The sequence below is a fragment of the Azospirillum sp. TSH64 genome, from assembly GCF_003116035.1.
Taxonomy (GTDB): Bacteria; Pseudomonadota; Alphaproteobacteria; order Azospirillales; family Azospirillaceae; genus Azospirillum.
The window spans coordinates 3,596,678-3,615,001 of the sequence record NZ_LGQW01000015.1 but is presented as its reverse complement, the minus strand read 5'-3'; the positions used below and the strand labels follow the sequence as shown (position 1 = coordinate 3,615,001).

Annotated in this window: 18 protein-coding genes; 10 read left to right on the top strand and 8 right to left on the bottom strand. The window is 69.8% G+C overall.

All coding sequences use genetic code 11. The features are described from left to right. Positions 1-11 precede the first annotated feature (11 nt). From TSH64_RS17810 to TSH64_RS17795, 4 genes are all read right to left on the bottom strand, one after another. Positions 12-512, bottom strand: a complete 501-nt coding sequence (locus tag TSH64_RS17810) for a thioesterase family protein (protein WP_109446906.1) — start codon at positions 510-512, stop codon at positions 12-14. Next, complete coding sequence (locus TSH64_RS17805; protein WP_109446904.1) at positions 509-2,017, bottom strand: malonyl-CoA synthase; 1,509 nt, start codon at positions 2,015-2,017, stop codon at positions 509-511. Before TSH64_RS17805 ends, TSH64_RS17810 begins: the two co-directional genes overlap by 4 nt. Positions 2,018-2,087: 70 nt before the next feature. Beyond that, positions 2,088-3,014 (bottom strand): LysR substrate-binding domain-containing protein, encoded by a 927-nt coding sequence (locus tag TSH64_RS17800; protein WP_109452786.1) that lies wholly within the window; start codon positions 3,012-3,014, stop codon positions 2,088-2,090. A gap of 122 nt (positions 3,015-3,136) precedes the next feature. Beyond that, positions 3,137-4,339 carry a CaiB/BaiF CoA-transferase family protein gene (locus TSH64_RS17795; protein WP_109446902.1) on the bottom strand — a complete coding sequence of 401 codons (1,203 nt, stop codon included), beginning with the start codon at positions 4,337-4,339 and terminating at the stop codon, positions 3,137-3,139. A 435-nt stretch (positions 4,340-4,774) separates the two neighbouring features. Between TSH64_RS17795 and TSH64_RS17790 the strand changes: the two genes are divergently transcribed. From TSH64_RS17790 to TSH64_RS17755, 8 genes are all read left to right on the top strand, one after another. Beyond that, entirely contained in the window at positions 4,775-5,944 is a 1,170-nt protein-coding gene (locus tag TSH64_RS17790; protein WP_109446900.1) for an acetyl-CoA acetyltransferase, read from the top strand. A 10-nt stretch (positions 5,945-5,954) separates the two neighbouring features. Continuing rightward, positions 5,955-6,371: an OB-fold domain-containing protein gene (locus TSH64_RS17785; RefSeq protein WP_109446898.1), complete on the top strand. Its 417-nt coding sequence runs from the start codon at positions 5,955-5,957 to the stop codon at positions 6,369-6,371. After that, positions 6,368-6,829, top strand: coding sequence for a MaoC/PaaZ C-terminal domain-containing protein (locus TSH64_RS17780; RefSeq protein WP_109446896.1), 462 nt, complete (start codon positions 6,368-6,370; stop codon positions 6,827-6,829). Before TSH64_RS17785 ends, TSH64_RS17780 begins: the two co-directional genes overlap by 4 nt. Continuing rightward, entirely contained in the window at positions 6,826-7,584 is a 759-nt protein-coding gene (locus tag TSH64_RS17775) for an SDR family oxidoreductase (protein ID WP_199237595.1), read from the top strand. Before TSH64_RS17780 ends, TSH64_RS17775 begins: the two co-directional genes overlap by 4 nt. A 60-nt stretch (positions 7,585-7,644) precedes the next feature. Further along, positions 7,645-8,700, top strand: a complete 1,056-nt coding sequence (locus tag TSH64_RS17770) for an extracellular solute-binding protein (RefSeq protein WP_109446892.1) — start codon at positions 7,645-7,647, stop codon at positions 8,698-8,700. Positions 8,701-8,817: 117 nt separating this feature from the next. After that, the gene (locus TSH64_RS17765; protein ID WP_199237594.1) at positions 8,818-10,584 is read left to right on the top strand and encodes an iron ABC transporter permease; all 1,767 of its coding nucleotides are present in this window, start codon (positions 8,818-8,820) and stop codon (positions 10,582-10,584) included. After that, positions 10,581-11,648 carry an ABC transporter ATP-binding protein gene (locus tag TSH64_RS17760; protein WP_109446888.1) on the top strand — a complete coding sequence of 356 codons (1,068 nt, stop codon included), beginning with the start codon at positions 10,581-10,583 and terminating at the stop codon, positions 11,646-11,648. Before TSH64_RS17765 ends, TSH64_RS17760 begins: the two co-directional genes overlap by 4 nt. A gap of 67 nt (positions 11,649-11,715) precedes the next feature. Continuing rightward, positions 11,716-12,549, top strand: coding sequence for an enoyl-CoA hydratase (locus tag TSH64_RS17755; protein WP_109446886.1), 834 nt, complete (start codon positions 11,716-11,718; stop codon positions 12,547-12,549). 21 nt (positions 12,550-12,570) lie between these two features. On the opposite strand, the gene TSH64_RS17750 is transcribed toward TSH64_RS17755, so the two are convergent. Further along, positions 12,571-13,506 carry an AraC family transcriptional regulator gene (locus tag TSH64_RS17750; protein WP_109446884.1) on the bottom strand — a complete coding sequence of 312 codons (936 nt, stop codon included), beginning with the start codon at positions 13,504-13,506 and terminating at the stop codon, positions 12,571-12,573. 97 nt (positions 13,507-13,603) lie between these two features. Here TSH64_RS17750 and TSH64_RS17745 point away from each other — a divergent pair, with 97 nt between their 5' ends. Next, positions 13,604-14,353 carry an SDR family oxidoreductase gene (locus tag TSH64_RS17745; protein ID WP_109446882.1) on the top strand — a complete coding sequence of 250 codons (750 nt, stop codon included), beginning with the start codon at positions 13,604-13,606 and terminating at the stop codon, positions 14,351-14,353. A gap of 158 nt (positions 14,354-14,511) precedes the next feature. After that, the gene (locus TSH64_RS17740) at positions 14,512-14,994 is read left to right on the top strand and encodes a hypothetical protein (protein ID WP_109446880.1); all 483 of its coding nucleotides are present in this window, start codon (positions 14,512-14,514) and stop codon (positions 14,992-14,994) included. Between the two features lie 41 nt (positions 14,995-15,035). Here TSH64_RS17740 and TSH64_RS17735 read toward each other — a convergent pair whose 3' ends face one another. From TSH64_RS17735 to TSH64_RS17725, 3 genes are read right to left on the bottom strand one after another with little or no spacing between them, the layout of a single operon-like run. After that, complete coding sequence (locus tag TSH64_RS17735; protein ID WP_109446878.1) at positions 15,036-15,920, bottom strand: HlyD family secretion protein; 885 nt, start codon at positions 15,918-15,920, stop codon at positions 15,036-15,038. Beyond that, positions 15,917-16,132, bottom strand: coding sequence for a DUF1656 domain-containing protein (locus TSH64_RS17730; protein WP_109446876.1), 216 nt, complete (start codon positions 16,130-16,132; stop codon positions 15,917-15,919). The genes TSH64_RS17735 and TSH64_RS17730 overlap by 4 nt, the downstream gene beginning before the upstream one ends. Then, entirely contained in the window at positions 16,129-18,249 is a 2,121-nt protein-coding gene (locus tag TSH64_RS17725) for an FUSC family protein (RefSeq protein WP_348770326.1), read from the bottom strand. The genes TSH64_RS17730 and TSH64_RS17725 overlap by 4 nt, the downstream gene beginning before the upstream one ends. Positions 18,250-18,324 lie beyond the last annotated feature (75 nt).

The following is an 18,324-nucleotide window of genomic DNA, read 5'->3' as shown; positions in this document are numbered from 1 at the left end:
TGCCGCCGGCCTCACCCCCGGCAGGTCAGCCGGCGCCGATGACCGGCCGGCAGCGACAGCGCGCCATGGACGGCCGCCAGATCGCGCAAGCGCTCCGCCACCGGCGGATCGAACGGGACGACCCGCCGCGTCGTCAGGTCGGCGTGGACGGACAGCTGCTCCATCGTCGCGGCGAGCGTGCCGTCATCGCCGCGGCGCAGCTCCATCAGGCTGACCAGACGCTTGGTGTCGGCCTCCAGCAGCCGCAGCGCCAGCGTCAGCGGCGTGCCGGCGGTCAGCTCCCGCTTGTAGCTGACGGCGACGTCGACCACGAACAGCCCCTTCCGGGTCTCGCCGGTGTAGGTCTCCCCCAGCCCCCAGCGCTCCTGGAGCGCATAGCCGACCTCGTCGAACAGGGCGACATAGCGCGCCATGTTCATGTGGCCGTAGAGGTCGATCCATTCCTCCGCGACCCGCAAAGGCCCGGAGGTCAGGATTTCGGTGGGAAGAGGCGGCAGGACGGCGCCGCTCATCCGAACACCCCCGCGTGGGTATCGCGAAGCTGCGCCTTCTGCACCTTGCCCATGCTGTTGCGCGGCAGCTCGGCCACCACCACCACGCGCTTGGGCTGCTTGTAGCGGGCGAGCCGGTCCTTCAGGGCGGCGGCGACGGTGGCCTCGGTGACGGGTGCGGTGCCGTCCGCAACCACGACGGCGACGACGGCCTCGCCGAAATCGGGATGGGGGATGCCGATCACGGCGCTTTCCAGCACGCCGGGCAGCTCGTCGATCTCGCCCTCCACCTCCTTGGGATAGACGTTGAAGCCGCCGCTGATGATCAGGTCCTTGCCGCGCCCGACGATGTGGACATAGCCCCGGCCGTCGATGCGGCCGAGGTCGCCGGTGATGAAGAAGCCGTCCGGCCGGAACTCCGACGCCGTCTTCTCCGGCATGCGCCAGTAGCCCTTGAAGACGTTGGGACCGCGCACCTCGATGGCGCCGATGGCGTCGCCGGCAAGCGGCGCGCCGGTCGCCGGGTCGGCGATGCGCAGCTCGACGCCCGGCAGCGGGAAGCCGACGGTGCCGGCCACGCGGTCGCCGTCATAGGGGTTGGAGGTCAGCATGCCGGTCTCGGTCATGCCGTAGCGCTCCAGGATGCGGTGGCCGGTGCGCTCCTCCCAGGCGCGGTGGGTCTCGGCCAGCAGCGGGGCGGAGCCGGAGACGAACAGCCGGATCGACCGGCAGGCCTCGGGCGTCAGCCCCTCCTGGCCGAGCAGGCGGGTGTAGAAGGTCGGCACCCCCATCATCACCGTGGCGGCCGGCAGCCGGGCCAGCACGTCGGCCGGGTCGAAACGCGGCAGCAGGACCATCGAGGCGCCGGACAGCAGCACGAGGTTGCAGGCGACGAACAGCCCGTGGGTGTGGAAGATCGGCAGGGCGTGCAGCAGCACATCGTCCGGCCCGAAGCGCCATTCGGTCTGGAGCACCCGCGCGTTGGACAGCAGGTTCTCCTGCGTCAGCATCGCCCCCTTCGACCGCCCGGTGGTGCCCGAGGTGTAGAGGATGGCGGCCAGATCGTCGGGGCCGCGCGCGACGGTGGCGAACTCGTCCGGCTGTCCGGCCGCCGCCTCGGTCAGGCTGCCCTGCCCGCGCGCGTCCAGCGTGCGCACCGCGACGGTCCCGGCCAGCGCCATGGTGGCGTCGAGACGCGCCGGGTCGCAGACCACCAGGGCCGGTTCGGCGTCGCCGACGAAATAGCTCAGCTCCGCCGGGGTATAGGCGGTGTTCAGCGGCAGATAGACCATCCCGGCCCGCAGGCAGGCGAGGTAGAGCACCAGCGCCTCGACCGACTTCTCGACCTGCACGGCGACGCGGTCGCCGGGGCGCACGCCGGCGGCGACCAGCGCGTTCGCCATGCGGCCGGTGGCGGCGCGCAGATCGCCATGGGTGAGACGCCCGCCGTCCGCGGTCTCGATGGCGAGGCGGGCCGGGTCGGTGGCCGGGTTCAGCAGTTGGTCGAACAGGGAGTGGTTGGGCATGGTCGGGTTCCGCGATGGCCGGGAGCCGGGCGGCGCCGCCCCGGATGGTGAAATTCAGGAGACCAGGCTGTCAGGAGATCGGTTCTGGCACCGATGGAGGGAAAACGTCGCGCAGCCATTGCCGGATCGCCGCGATCACCGGCGTGTTCCATTTCTGCGCCGGGGCGATCAGGTAATAGCCGCCGATGGTGACGTCGCTGCGCACCATCTCCACCAGCTCGCCGCTGGCGAGGGTGTCGATGACCAGCAGGTCGCTGACCAGCGCCACGCCGCGCCCGAGCCGGGCGGCCTCGATGGTCAGATGGGCCTGCCACAGGCGCGGGCCGCGCAGCCGCGGCAGCTCGCCGACGCCTGCCTCCTCCAGCCACGCCTCCCACATGCCGGTGGACTGCTCGTGGATCAGCGGCAGACCGACCAGATCGGCGGCGGTCCGCACGTCGGGATAGCGTGCCTTGAACTCCGGGCTGGCGATGGCGAGGATGCGCGGCTTGGCGAACATCTCGGCGCGCAGCCCCTCGGCGACAGCGGCGGCGCCATCCTCCAGATACATGATTTCGACATCGGCCTCGCCGCGGCTGAAGTCGGGACGGGCGGAGGTCGGCTGCAAAATCACCTCGCGCCCGTCCATCGCCGCTTCCAAATCCGGCAGCCGGCCGAGCAGGCGGCGCGAGGCCAGGCCGGCGAGGCAGCAGATGTGCACCGCCTCGATCCCGCCGTTGCGCAGCTCGTTGCTGGCGTCGGCGATCAGATCGAAGGCGCGGTGCATCTGGGCGGCGAAGCGGGTGCCCTCGCGGGTCAGGGACAGGCCGCGCCCCGACTTGGCCACCAGCTTGACGCCGACGGACTGCTCCAGGTTCTGGATGTGGCGGGACACCACGGTGTGTGACACCGCCAGCTCGTCGGCGGCGGCGCGCACGGTGCCCAACCGAGCGAAGACGTCGAAGGCACGGAGTGCCAGGAGTGGAGGAAGGCGGCGCGCCATGCGGGGCTGGGTCATCGGGGCGATATGCGGCGGGGCGGTGTGCAACGGTGCGGATCCGATGCCATCATGAAGCATTTTCGCCAGCACCGCACGCGCCCCGTTTCCGGCCCTTTTCTTCGGCGTCCGCCCGTCCATCCTCACACCACCGCGGCGCTGCGCAACGCCTCGATGTCGGCGGCGGCGAAGCCCAACTCGGCCAGGATGGCGTCGGTGTGCTCGCCCAGCCGCGGCGCCGGGGCCTCGGCCGCCAGCGGAGCGCCCTGCATGTGGATCGGCACGGCGGCGAAGCGCTTGCCCGAGTTCGGCGGAACCTCCACCACCATGCCGCGGTGGACCACCTGCGGGTCGACCAGCGCGTCGGCCACGCTGTTGATCGGGCTGGACGGCACGTCCGCCGCCTCCAGCCGCTCCAGCCATTCGTCGCGGCTGCGGCCGGCGAAGACCGGAACGAGCAGCGGCTCAAGCTCGGCGTGATGGGCGTTGCGCAGGGAGCCGGTGAGGAAACGCGGGTCGGCGAGCAGATGTTGCAGCCCCATGGCGCCGACCAGCCGCTCCCACTGCTCGTTGGTGTCGACGCAGACGGCGATGGGCTTGTCGGCAGTGGGGAAAGACTGGAAGGGCGCGATCAGCGGATGGCGGCTGCCCAGCGCCCGCGGCACGTCGCCGGCATTCAGATAGCGGGCGATGGCGTTCTCCATCAGCGCCAGCTGGCAATCCAGCATCGCCACGTCGATGAAGCTGCCTTCCCCGGTGGCGGCCCGCTTCTGCAAGGCCGACAGGATACCTATGGTGGCGAACAGGCTCGACCCGATGTCGCCGATGGAGGCGCCGACGCGGGCCGGCTGGCCGCCGGGCTCGCCGGTGATGCTCATCATGCCGGACATCGCCTGGGCCACCACGTCGAAGCAGGGCCGGTGGCGGTAGGGGCCATCCTGCCCGAAGCCGGAGATCGAGGCGTAAACCAGCTTCGGGTTAACCGGCTTCAGGTCGCCGTAGCCCAGCCCCAGCCGGTCCATCGTGCCGGCCCGGTTGTTCTCCACCAGCACGTCGCTGGTGGCGACGATGCGCCGGAAGATCTCCTTTCCCTTGTCCTCCTTCAAGTTGAGCGTGAGGCTCCGCTTGTTGCGGTTGACGCTCATGAAGTAAATGCTCTCGTCGTCGCTGAAGGGGGCGATGACGCGGGTGAAATCGCCCTTGCCCGGACGCTCGATCTTGATGACGTCGGCGCCCAGCGCGCCGAGCAGCCAGGTGCTGTAGGGGCCGGCCAACATGTGGGTGAGATCGACAACGCGCACGCCGGCCAGCGGGCCGTCCCGGCGTTGGGTTTCCGTGTTGGTCATGAGCGGTCCTTCGGGGCTGCCGGACACCGGTGGTCCGGGCCGGAGATGGCCGCGCCGCAAGGCGCCGGCGGGAATGCAATGCCCAAAGGCTTGCGCCGCCGCGCTCCGAAAACAATCGCTTAGTTTGGCCCAATCCGGTGCAGCAAACGCACCGGACGGCCGTCGGTCATTGGTGCGCTCCATGCACCGGAGCGCACACTTTTTTCTGCTTGTGACACGGAGGGTGTCCGGTATTCTCGATCTTGCCGGCAGCGCACCGGCGGCGATCGAGTTCTATGATGGACGCCGGGACATCTTCGCGTTCCCCGTGCCGCCCCGTCGCCCTGTCTTCCAATACTTGTTCGATGGACCCCTCTTTGCACGCCGACGCCCCACCGCCGGCGCCAGGGCTCCTGCAACCGTGAAAGCCTGCAACCATGAAAGGACGACCAGCGCGTGAAGCAGCTTTCGGGCAAGACCGCCATCGTCGGCGCCTATGAGTCCCCCCGCCGGGACGCGCCGCGGGTCCATCCCTTCGCCCTCCAGATGGAATGCATCCTGGGCGCGCTCGACGATGCCGGGCTGGCGCTGTCGGATGTGGACGGGCTTTGCGCGGCGTCCGGCGACTGGGCCGAGGGCGGCGGCACGATGGACGTCATCGAGCTGGCCGAATACATCGGCATCCAGCCGACCTATGTGAACAGCACCGACGTCGGCGGCTGCTCCTATATTTTGCAAGCCGGTCAGGCCGCCGCCGCCATCGCCGCCGGGCTGGCCGAGGTGGTGGTCATCAGCTATGCCGCCTGTCCGCGCTGGTGGCCGCTCTCCACCCCGTCCTTCGATCCCTTCGTCTTCCCGGCCGGGCCGGGCCAGTACGAGATCCCCTATGCGCCGACGCTGATCTCGACCTACGGCCTGTTCGCCCGCCGCCACATGGACCTCTACGGCACGACGCCGGAGCAGCTGGCCCAGGTCGCCGTCACCTTCCGCGGTCACGCCGCCGCCAATCCCCAGGCCCGGCTGCGCAAGCCGATCACGGTGGACGACGTGCTGGCCTCGCCGATGATCGCCTCGCCGCTGCACCGGCTGGACTGCTGCGTCGTCACCGACGGCGGCGGTGCCCTTGTGATGACCAGCCGCGAGCGGGCGCGCGACCTGAAGCGCCGCCCGGTCTATCTCGTCGGCTATGGCGCCGCCGTCGCACGGACCCAGAACAGCCAGATCCCCGACGACCTCTCCACCCCCGCCGCCCTGTCCGGCCCGCGCGCCTTCGCCATGGCCGGGATGACCCCCGCCGACATCGACGTGGCGCAGATCTACGACGCCTTCACCATCACGCCGATGCTGGCGCTGGAGGATCTAGGCTTCTGCGGGCGCGGCGAGAGCGGCCCCTTCGTCGCGGCCGGCGCCCTGTCGGCCGATGGCGGCAGCTTGCCGACCAACACCGACGGTGGCGGGCTCTCCTCCAACCATCCGGGCAAGCGCGGCATCTTCACCCTGATCGAGAGCGTCCGCCAGCTGCGCGGCGACGCGCCGGGCGTCCAGGTGCCGGACGCCAAGGTCGCGCTGGCCCACGGCTTGGGCGGCACCTTCTGCTCCGCCGCCACCGCCATCCTCGCCGTCTAAGGGGGCATCAATGACCGCCATGACGACCCTGCCGATCCTCGACGAGACCTCCGCCCCCTTCTGGGAAGCGGCGCGCGAGGGTCGCTTCCTGATCCAGCGCTGCCCGGAGACCGGGCTGTACCAGTGGTATCCCCGCGCCCACTCCATCCACGCGCCCCACGCCACCCCGGACTGGGTCGAGGCGAGCGGGCGCGGCGAGCTGCTGTCCTACTCGGTCGTCCATCGCGGCAACAGCCGCGGCGATCCCTACACCTGCGCGCTGGTCCGGTTGGAGGAGGGCGTCACCGTCTTCTCGCGGGTCGAGGGCATCGCCGAAGGCGATCTTCGCGCCGGCCTGCTGCTGGCCGTCGCCTTCCATCGCCTGGACGAGACCATCAGCCTGCCGATTTTCCGGCCCCCCAGCCTCACAGGAGGGAGCGACGCATGACCGACCCCATCCACCTCGACGACATCGAACCGGGCGCCCGCGCGCTGTCCAGCCGCGTCACCGTGACCGAGGCGCACATCGTCTGGTTCGCCGGGCTGACCGGCGACTTCAACCCGCTGCACATGGACGCCGAGGCGGCAAAAGCGAACGGCTTCGGCCGCACCATCGCCCACGGCATGCTGACCCATTCGATGAGCACCGGCCTGCGCTCCGCCATCGACGACTGGGCGATCCTGGCCTTCCTGGAGACCCGCCGCCGCTTCGTCGGCCCGGTCTTCGCCGGCGACACCATCCAGTACGAGGCCGAGGTGCTGGAGGTCCGCCCCAGCGCCTCGAAGCCCGACCGCGGCATCGTCCGCGTCGGCATCACCGTCCGCAACCAGACGGGCGGCACGGTGCAGGAGGGCGAGGACGTCCTGTCCATCGCACGACAAGCCAAGGGGCGGGTGACGGCATGAGCATGCAGGATCGTCTGAAGGGCCGCACGGCCTTCGTGACCGGCGGCGGTGGCGGCATCGGCCGCGCGGTGTGCGGACGGCTGGCGGCCGAGGGTGCTGCAGTCATCGTCGCCGACATCGGGCTGGACCCGGCCGAACGGGTCGCCGCGGACTTGCGCGACGGCGGCGCCGACGCCTTCGCCGTGCAGCTCGACGTGGCCGACCGGGCGGGCTGGGAGGCGGCCGTCGCCGCCCTGCCCGAGCCGTTCCGCGCCGTCGACATCCTGGTCAACGTCGCCGGCATCGTCCGCGACCGCTCGCTGGTGAAGATGAGCGATGCGGACTGGAGCGCCGTCCTCGACGTCAATCTGCGCGGCACATGGCTCGGCTGCCAGACCGCCTTCCGGCTGGTCGGCGACCGCGGCTGGGGCCGCATCGTCAACATCGCCTCCACCGCCATGCTCGGCACCTTCGGGCAGGCCAACTACTCGGCGTCCAAGGCCGGCGTGGTCGGGCTGACGCGGACGGCGGCGCTGGAAGGCGCCCGGCGCGGCATCCTGGTCAACGCCGTCGCCCCCGGCGTGGTCGAAACCAGCATCGTCGAGGGCGTGCCGGACGCGATCCGCGCGCAATGGGTGGGGAAGACCCCCATCGGCCGGCTCGGCAAGCCGGAGGAGATCGCCGCCATCGTCGCCTTCCTGGCGTCGGACGATGCCTCCTACATCACCGGCCAGACCATCGTCGCCGACGGCGGCGCCACCACCGGCGACTACTGAACACGAAAAGCAACGAAGCCGAAAACGGCATCCTCGCAACACCGAACAGGGACGACGAACATGACGGACATCTCTCGCCGCGGGCTTTTGAAGACGGGTGGACTGGCCGGGGCGGCGCTGCTGTCCGGCGGCCTCGCCGGAACCGGCTTCGCCCGGCTGGCGGCAGCACAAGACGATCCGCTCTACGCCGCCGCCCGCAAGGAAGGCGCGCTGACGCTCTATTGGGGCTCCTACGAGCAGCAGACGATGGAGGCGATCCGCGACGCCTTCAAGGCGAAGTATCCGGGCATCGAGGTCCAGCTTCTCCGTCAGGCCTCGCAGACCGTCTACACCCGCCTGCGGCTGGAATTGCAGAACGGCGTCGCCGAGTGCGACTCCCTGGGCACCACCAACCTGCTGCATTACACCGAGCTGAAGAAGATCGGTGCGCTGGCCGCCTACGACCCGCCCGACGCGGCCATGCTGCCCGCCGCCTTCAAAGGGCTGGACAAGGACGCCATGTACCATGTCGGCGCCATCAGCCTGACCAGCATCAACTACGCGCCGGGCAAGGTGTCCGCCCCGCCGACGAGCTGGACGGCGCTGCTGGAGGACCAGTGGAAGGGCAAGATCACCACCGGCAGCCCCGCCTTCTCCGGCGACGTGGCGAGCTGGGTGGTCGCCATCCGCCGCAAATACGGCGACGACTACCTGCGCCGCTTCGGCCAGCAGAAGCCGAAGGTCGGCCAGTCCAACGTCGACACCGTCACCGACATCCTGGCCGGCGAGCGCGTGGTCGGGTCGGGCGCGCCCTTCAGCTACACGCTGACCCAGAAGGCGGCCGGCAATCCCATCGACGTCAGCGTGCCCACCGACGACGCCATCCTGAATCTCGGACTGACCGGCATCCCGGTGAAGGCGCCCCACCCCAACGCCGCCCGGCTGTTCACCAACTTCCTCTATTCCAAGGAGGTCTCCGACATCCTGTCGAAGAATTACTGGCCGACTCTGCGCACCGACGTCGCCTGGGCCGAGGGCCGCTCGCTGGACCAGTTGAAATGGTACCGCAACAGCGGCGACGACCTCGCCGCCGAAGTGGCCGAAGGCATCGCAAAGTGGAAGGAGCTGGTGCGTTAGCCTCCCCGAAAGGTTCCAAATCCCGGACCGGCGGCGGTTGCCACCCGGCCGCCGGTTCGGGAACACTCCATCATGCTGGGCCGCAGGGCCCATCCCTGGCAACGGGAGGCGGACCCAATGGGGGTCATTTCAACCAGTTCCCGCGACGCCGAAGCCCGTCCCGTCATGGCGCGGGTGCCGCTCGTCAAGGCGGCGGTCCTCGGCGCCGTCATCCTTCTCCTGGTGCTGCTGGTGGTCCAGCCCTTCGGCTGGGTGCTGTTCAACAGCCTGCACGACGACGCGACCGGCGCCTGGACCCTGAACAACTACGCGCGCGTTGTCCAGTCGGCCGAGCTGATCGAGCCGCTGGTCAATTCCCTGATCCTGGCCGCCGCCACGGCGGTGATCGCGGTCGGCATCGGCGTGCCGCTGGCCTGGCTGGTGTCGCGCACCGACCTGCCGTTGCGCCGCACCATCCGCGTCCTGACGCTGACCGCCTTCGTCACCCCGTCCTTCATCGGCGCCACCGGCTGGATCCTGCTGGCCGCGCCCAACTCGGGCTGGCTCAACACGGCATGGCGCTGGCTGGCCGGCGAGGGTGCCGGGACGCCGCTGAACATCTATTCGATGGCCGGCGCCATCTTCGTCTGCGGCATCTACACCGTCCCCTACAGCTTCACCATGGTGTCGAGCGCGCTCGACGAGATGGCGGTGGAGCTGGAGGACGCGGCGACGACGCTCGGCTGCGGGGTGCTGCGGACGATGGCCAGCATCACCATCCCGCTGGCCGCACCGGCGGTGATCGCCAGCTTCATCCTGTCCTTCATCCAGGGGCTGACGCTGTTCGGCGTCCCGGCCTTCCTGCTGACGCCGACCGGCATCCCGGTGGTCACCACCAAGCTGGCCGAGTTCTACCAGCTCTTCCCGCCGGAGATCTATCTGGCCGCCGCCTACTGCATGCCGCTGCTGCTGGTCACCGGTGCCTTGTTCTGGATGCGCCGCCGCTATCTCGGCCGCAAGCAGTACGTCACCATCTCCGGCAAGACGCGCGCCGGCCGGCAGATCCGTCTCGGCGGCTGGCGCTGGCCTGCACTCATCCTCGCCCTGCTGGTGCCGCTGATGTCGGTCTTCCTGCCCTACGCCGCGCTGCTGCTGGTGTCGCTGACCCGCGCCTGGGGCCAGGGGCTGAGCTGGGAGAACCTGTCGCTCTACTGGTACTGGTGGGCGATCTTCGGCAATTCGGAAACCCACACCGCCATCGTCAATTCGCTGGTCTATTCGACGCTGGGAGCGACGCTGTGCGTGGCGCTCGGCACGCTGGTCGCCTACATCGTCGAGCGGCGGCTGATGGTCGGCGCCTCCCTGCTGGGGGCGGTGGCGACGGTGCCCATCGTCATCCCCGGCATCGTCCTGTCGGTCGGCTTCTTCGCCGCCTACACCCGGGCCCCCCTCAACCTCTACGGCACGCCGCTGCTGCTGATCGCTGCCTTCGCCGCCACCTTCCTGCCGATCGCCTATTCCCATGGCGGCTCGATCCTGAAGGGCATCGGGCCGGAGCTGGAGCGCGCCGCCCGCAGCCTGGGCGCCGGCGAGGCGCGGACCTTCCTGTCGATCACCCTGCCTCTGATGGGCGGCGGGCTGGTGTCGGGCTGGTTCCTGGTCTTCATCCCGATCATCCGCGAGCTGTCGGTCGCCGTCTTCCTGATCACGCCGAAGACCAACGTGATGACCACGCTGATCTACAACGCCAAGGACGGCGGCAATTACGAAGCCGTCTGCGCGATGAGCGTCCTTCTCCTCCTGATCACGCTGTTCCTCGTGGCGGTGGCCCGCCCGCTGGCCGGGTTGACCGGCGCCCGGCGCACCTCCCGCAAGACCGCCACGGCGGCCGGAGTTCCCTCATGAGCGGCATCCGCATCACCAATCTGCGCAAGTCCTTCGGCAGCTACACCGCGCTGCGCGGCATCGACCTCCAGGTTCCCAACGGCACGCTGCTGGCGCTGCTGGGACCGTCGGGCTGCGGGAAATCGACCACCCTGCAATTGCTGGCCGGCTTCGAGACCCCGACCGAGGGCGAGATCTGGGCCGACGACGTGCTGCTCTCCTCGCCGCGCGGGGTGCTGCCGCCGGAGCGGCGCGGCATCTCGCTGGTCTTCCAGAACTATGCGGTCTGGCCGCACAAGACGGTGGCCGAGAATGTCGCCTTCGGGCTCAGCATCCGCCGCCTGCCCAAGGCCGAGATCGCCGAGCGGCTGACCCGCGCGCTGCGCACCGTCCGGCTGGAGAGCCTGCGCGACCGCTACCCGTCCGAGCTGTCGGGCGGCCAGCAGCAGCGCGTCGCACTCGCCCGGGCGCTGGTGGTGGAGCCCTCCATCCTGCTGCTCGACGAGCCGCTGTCCAACCTCGACGCCCATCTGCGCGAGGAGATGCGCTTCGAGATCCGGCAGGTCCACGACCTTCTCGGCATCACCACCGTCTATGTCACCCACGACCAGTCGGAGGCGCTGGTCACCGCCGACCGCATCGCCGTGATGCAGGCGGGGGCGGTCCAGCAGTTCGGCACGCCCGAGGACGTGTTCGAGCGGCCGGCCAACGCCTTCGTCGCCCGCTTCATCGGCTCGAACAACGAGTTGGCCGGCACCGGCGAGGGCGAGGGCAGCATCCGCATCGGCGACCGCGTGCTGACCGCTCCCGACCGCAGCGGGGTGGCGCGCGGCGGGTCCGTCTCGCTCTGCGTGCGCCCCTCCAAGGTGCGGCTGGACGATGACGGCGGCCTGTCCTGCAACAGCCTGCCCGGCACGATCGTCCGCTCCGCCTATCTCGGCGAGCATCGCGACGTGCTGGTCGACATCGGCGAGGGGCGGACGATCCGCGCCTTCGTTCCGCCCGAGCGGCGTTACGGACCGGGTGCGGTGACGACGGTCCATCTCCCCATCGACGCCTGCCAGATCCTGGCCCCCTCCGCCTGACGGCCTTCCCCCTGGCAGTCTTCCCCTTGCAGTCTTCCCAGGCGGCCTTTTAAGGAAATACCCGATCATGACCGATCCGACGACCGGCGCCCCGACCGGCGCCGCCCCCGGCACTGCGCCCGAAATCCTGACGGAACGGCGCGGTGCCGTGCAATGGGTGATCTTCAACCGCCCGCGCGCCCGCAACGCCATGACCCCCTGGATGGAGGACCGGCTGATCGAGATCTGCCGGGCGGTCGATGCCGATCCCACTGTGAAGGCGCTTGCCCTCACCGGTGCGGCCGGCGACAAGCCGGCCTTCATGGCCGGGGCCGATCTGTCCTGCCTGCAAAGCGTCTCCTCGCCTGAGGATTTCACCATCCTGGAAACCCGTGCCGAGGCGGCGGCGATGGCCCTGGAGGCGGTGCGCGTGCCGACGGTCGCCGTCCTCTCGGGCCCCTGCATCGGCGAGGGGGCGCTGCTGGCCTCCTGCTGCGACGTGCGCATCGCCTCGCCGTCGGTGCGCTTCGGCTTCCCCATCGCCCGCACGGTGGGGAATTGCCTGAGCGTCAAGAATCTGGCGAGGCTGTCGGCGCTGCTCGGCACCGTGCGGACACGGGAGATGATCTTCAGCGCCCGCCTGCTGGGCGCTGAAGATCTGGCGGCGGCCGGGGCGGTGCGCACCGTCGTCGCCGGCGAGGACGAGCTGACCGCCCATGGCCAGCAGGTGGCCGAGGAGCTGGCCGCGCTGGCCCCCCTGACCCTCTGGGCGACGCGCGAGGGGCTGCGCCGGCTGCGCGACAACAGCCTGCCGCGGGACATCGACGGCGACCTGCTGCGCCGCTGCTACCTGTCGGCCGACTATCAGGAGGGCATCGCCGCGTTCCTGGAAAAGCGCCCCCCGGTCTGGAGCGGGAGCTGAGTGCCGTGCGGATTTGAAAACTCAGCGCCGCCCGCCGACCGACGCCGGGCCTTCGCCGGTCCCGGGCAAGCGTGAGTAGCGGGCCGGCGAAACCCCCTGGAAGCGCGTGAAGGCGACGGTGAACGTGTTGGCCGAGCTGTAGCCGACACGCTCCGCAACCTCCTCGACCCCGAATTCGCTGTCGCGCAAAAGCTGTTTGGCCAGCGCCATGCGCCAGGAGAGCAGATATTCCATCGGCGCCACGCCGACGACCCGGTTGAAGCGGGCAAAGAAGGCGGATCTCGACATGCCCGCTTCGGCGGCGAGGTCGGCCACCGTCCAGCCGCGGCCCGGCTCGGCGTGCATTGCGCCCAACGCCTCGGCCAGCCGCGGATCCGCAAGCCCGCGCGCCAGGCCCGGCGCGCCATCCACACTGCCGGCGCAGCGGAACGCTTCGATCAGCAGCACCTCCAGCAACCGCTCCAGGACGAGGTCGCGGGCCGATCTGCGCGCCTGCGATTCGTCGCTGACGAGCTGCATCACCGTCAGAAGACGGGGTTCGCCGCGGACGATCACCGTGCGGGGCAGCAGGGGCACCAGAAGCGGGGCGTCGGGCGAATCGAAAACGCAGTGCCCGATCTGCATGCGCAGATCCGGCGACCCCTCCGCACATCCTGCCCGAAAATGGCCGGGCCCGATCTCCGCCGGCCTTTCGAACACACCGGGCGGAGGCGGCACCGGACTCTCGTTGATGAGTTCCTGCATGGCCGGGACCATCACGAAATCCCCGGCTTCAAGCACCGCCGGCGTGTGTCCGTTCACCATCATCCGGCACTTGCCTTCCAGGATCGCGCAATAGAACGGCTCGCCGGTGCCCTCGCGCCGGATGCGCCAGGACCCGGCGCATTCCACGAATTTGGAAAACCGTGCGGCGGGTTTCAGGAGGCTGACGACTTCGGCAAGCGGATCGACGCGCAAATCAGGACCATCTGCGTAGAAATAAGGACGCCTGACCGTATACCGTCCTGCCTCCTCTGGCTAGCATGCAGGCCACACCCCTGAAACGAGGCCTCGTATGTCCACCATCCTCATCACCGGCTGCTCATCCGGCTTCGGCCTTGAGACCGTCCGGCTCTTCCTCGACCGCGGCTGGACTGTCGTCGCGACGACGCGCAACGGGCGCGCCGACATGCTGCCCGCGTCCGAGCGTCTGCGCGTCCTGCCGCTCGACCTCACCGACCGGAGCAGCATCGATCGGGTGATCGGCGATGCCGGCCCCATCGACGTTTTGGTCAACAGTGCCGGTTTTGGCGCACCCGTCCCGGTGGAGCTGACCAGCCCGGAAACGGCGAAGTCCCTTTTCGAGACCAACACGCTCGGCACGCTGGCGATGCTCCAGGCCGCACTGCCGCAGTTCCGCGAACGCCGTGCGGGCGTGGTGATCAACGTCACCTCGGCCGCCCTCCTCAAGCCGCTGCCGCTGATCGGCGTCTATCGCGCCAGCAAGGCCGCGGTGGATGCGTACACCGAATCCCTGGCGGTGGAGGTGGAGCCCTTCGGCATCCGGGTGCATCTGGTGATGCCCGGCCGCTCGCCCGAAACGAAGTTCGGCGACAGCGCGCGCCGGCATCTGCGCGGCCTCGACGACCCCGATTACCAGCCGCTGATCGAGCGCATGCTGACGGGAATGCGCAGCAGTTCGGGTCCGGTGACCCATGCCGGGGATGTCGCCCAGGCGATCTGGCGCACCGTGACCGATCCCTCGGCCCCCCTGCGCATCCCCGCAGGCGCCGATGCCGAAGCATGGATGCCCGAGGCCGGCTGAACTCCGGAACACCGCGAAGCGGCGGTGGCTACTCGAAGCGGCGGTGGCTGCGCGAAGCCGCCGCTTTACGGTCGGGGGCCGGGCCGCGCCAGGAAGCTTGCAAGGCCGGAACGGCGATGGCTGAATCGGCGACCGGTCGATCATGGAAGGAGATGCGGATGGACGGAGCGCAAGTCATGCCGGTGTCGCTGTCTCCGCCCACCGATCCGGCCATCCGCTGGGCCGGCCGCCTGCTCGCCATGGTGGGCGAGCTTCACAAGGTCGGGTATCAGCGTCTCAGGATCGCCCCCGGCATGGCCCCCTCGGGATGCCATTGGCGCTGCCACGTCACGCCGGCGGGCAATGTCGCCGCGAACGGATGGGAACCGCTCGATTGGAGCCGGCAGGTCGCCAGCTACAGCACCGGCCAGAAGGACCGCTATTTCGGATGGGAGGATTCGGCGCAGGAATCCGCCCGTCACCTCGCCGCGAAGTTCATCGAGCGGTTTCCCGAGATCGCCCGCGACGGCCAGGGTGCGGACTGGGCCTATGCCGGCTGGTATGTCGCCATGCTCGGGCACGCCGAGCATGGGGCCTTTCCGGTCTTCTTCGCCGATTACCCGGTCGAAATCGCCCGCGACCGGCTGCCCCCGCCGCCCTGAGCGGCAGTCGCGACGCCTGACGCGACTGCCGATGCGGCCGGTCACAGCGCGTCGGGGTCCGTTGTGGACCCGATGGCGACGGTCGCCGTCATGCCCGCCGCCAGCTCGACGCCGGGCGGCACCCGGTCGATGTGGATGCGCACCGGGATGCGCTGGGCGAGGCGGACCCAGCTGAAGGTCGGCTCGACGTTCGGCAGGCCGAGGTGCCCCGGCGTTCCGTTGCTGTCCTCGATGCCGCGGCCGATGCTGTCGACATGGCCGGACAGCGGCTCGTCGAAGCCCATCAGCATGATCCGCGCCGGGCTGCCGACACGGATCCGCCGCAGCTTGGTTTCCTCGAAATAGCTGGTGATCCAGAAGCTGGTGGCGTCGAGGATGGCGATCTTCGTCACGCCGGCCGTGGCATAGTCGCCGGGCCGCAGCCGCAGATTGGTGACATACCCGTCGACCGGTGCCCGGATCGTCGCCCGCGCGAGGTTGAGCCTGGCGAGATCGAGCGCCGCCACCGCGCCGTCATAGGTCGCCGCCGCCTGTGCCGCGGCGCCGGCCGTCTGCTGCACATCCTCCTGCGAGATGACCTCGCGGAGCTGGCTTCGCCGCCGCGCCGCCGCCTGCCGGACAAGCATGTCCTGGCGCCGGGCCTCCGCCTCGGCCTGTGCGGACGCCACCGCGAGCGAGAACCGCGCGGCGTCGATCGCATAGAGGACATCGCCGCGATGCACATACTGGTTGTCGGCGACGGAGACGGCGCCCACGGTCCCGGAGACCTCCGGCGCGATCTGGACCACCTCCGCGCTCACCCGGGCATCCCGCGTCCACGGCGTCTGCTCGTGACGGTTCCACACCTGCAACGCCACGGCGGCGGCAGCCGTGCCGAAGCACAGGGTCAGGGCATAGCGCCCGAGCAGGGACAGCACAGCTTTCATTGGAATGTTCCGCTGGAGGGCAGAGCCTGCAAAAGCAGGCCGTAGAGAAGGGCGAAAATGGCGAGTTCGACGAGCGGCCGGCTGGCGGTCAGGCGGAAGAGCCCCGCAGCCGCGAAGAGACGGACCAGCGCGACGGTTCCGGCGAGCGCCTCCAGGGCAAGCACCAGCAGACCGGGGAGGAAGACTCCCCCGAAATCGAGATCGGGGATCATCGGTCGGTCTCCCAAGACACCGCCCCGCCCGGACCGAGGGCGAACCGGAGGTCGATGAGCAGGTCGAGCAGCAAAGCACGGTCGGCAGGCGGGCTGTCGGCAATCCGCGCCGCCAGCGCTTCGATGCGCCGGTGCAGGGCCGTGGCATCGGACGGCCCCGCCCGATATCCGGGGCCGAAGCGCAGGGCAATCGCGGTGAGAAGCTCGAACCCGTCATGAGCGATCTCCCCGTCATTCGCGCCGAGATGCCGGATCGCCCGATGAAGCCGGCCGGCGGCGTGACCGACGCGCAGATGGTGCAGCGTGTCGTCGAGCACATCCGGGTGGGACGTCCCGGACAGCCGGAGCCTCGGCAGCAGCAGCGCCGTCCGGTCGATCATCAGGCTCGTCCACAGCGCCTCGTCGGGTGCGCCGCCCAGGGCCCGCCGCCTGACATCCCGCCGGTTCAGCCGAAGCAGCCGGCCGATTGCCGCATCGACCGGGATGGTCTGGAACAGGCTCATGCTGGCGACGGCAAATCCCGTTGCCGCGAACAGCGCGACGACGCTGTTGAGCGACCCGGCGAAGTCGCCGGCATAGCTGGCGCCCAGTCCCGACAGGATCGGGATCGTCAAAGTGATGCCGAGCGCCATGTAGGCCGTCGTCGGCCGGGCTTGCAGCGAGCCGGCGACCAGGAAGGCCGGTGCCAGCACCGCGGCGAGACCGGCGAAATCCGTCACGCGGGGCAGGATGGCGAAGCTGTAGACCAGGCTGACCGCCACCCCGACGACCGAGCCGGTCATGTATTTGACGACATTCGGCGCCGGCGTGTCGACATTGCCGAACAGGGCGCAGCAGACGCCCAGGATCGACACCGCCAGCCCACCCTCCGGCCAGGCCGACCAGATCCAGAACGCACAGCCGATGACGATGCCGGCGACCGCGCCCAGCGCGCTCCGGGCGGCCATCCAGGGGTCGCGGTGATAGACATAGCCCGTCGCGCGCCCGGCGCGCCGGTGCGATGCGGCGTCCGGCGGCCGGGGGGTGGCAAGGGCGGTCCGGGCACTGCTCCGTCCGACGATCCGTCCGAGCCGGTCGCACTCGTGAAGCAGGCCGATCATCTCGGCGAGGTGGCCGGCGAGGTTGGCCGCCAGCCTGTCGCCGGCCGTCGCGGCCTCCGCGGCGATGCGTGTCCGCAGCGTGCGGGCACGATCGATCAGACGGATCGCGACGGCATCCCGCCCGGCCGCATCGGCGGCGGCGAGCCAATCCCCCGCACCATCCAGCAGCGCGGCCAGCTCGTCGGCCAGTTCGTTTGGCCGCTCGTTGCGCAAACTGCGGTCTCCGCTGCGCAGCGCATGGATGCGGTCCCCGACCTCCGTGGCGAGCGGAAGCAGCCGCGCAAGCCGGTCATGGATCAGGTGCAGCGTCTCCAGGCTCGGCGTCACCGGCACCGGATCGTAGGGCAGGTGAGCGGCCAGCCCTTGCAGGGCGAGAAGATCGCCGGCGAGCCGGTCGCGGTCGTGGCGGAACCCCTGCCCGGAGCGTCCATGCAGCGCATCGCCCGCCAGCCGGCGGGCGTCCCGCAGCGTCGCCGACAGCTTGGCGGTGAACTGGCCGGTCATGCGCTTCGGCAGGACGAAGCGATGGACCAGGACGGCGCAGAGGATGCCGATGGAGATCTCCTGGACCCGCACCGACGCCGTATCGAAGATGGCGGCGGGATGGAACACGCCGGGGAAGCCGATCAGGCTGGCGGTGTAGCCGGACAGCACGAAGGCATAGGCCCGCGCGGTGCGGTCGAGCAGTGAGAAATAGAGGCACAGGCCGATCCAGCCGGCAAGAACCACGCTGCAGACAAGCGGATCGTTCACGAAGCAGGGGACGATCGCCACGGTCGCCACCGCACCGACAATCGTGCCCGCGAAGCGGTAGACGCCGCGGCCGAGCGACGCGCCGGCCGAATTCTGCGACACGATGTAGACGGTGACGATGGCCCAGGAGGGTTTCGGCACCCCTGCGCGCAGCGCGATGTAATAGGCCAGCATCGCCGCGGCGAAGCTTTTCGCCGAGAAGAGCAGAGCGTCGGCATCGCTCCGCAGCAGCGCGATCCCGGTGGCTGTCAGGAACCGGTTCAAAGGATGGTGGGTTCTCATGCCCCCGAGTATCGGCGCGTTGCGCTGCCAGATAAATTAGGTATCCTGTCAAAAAAT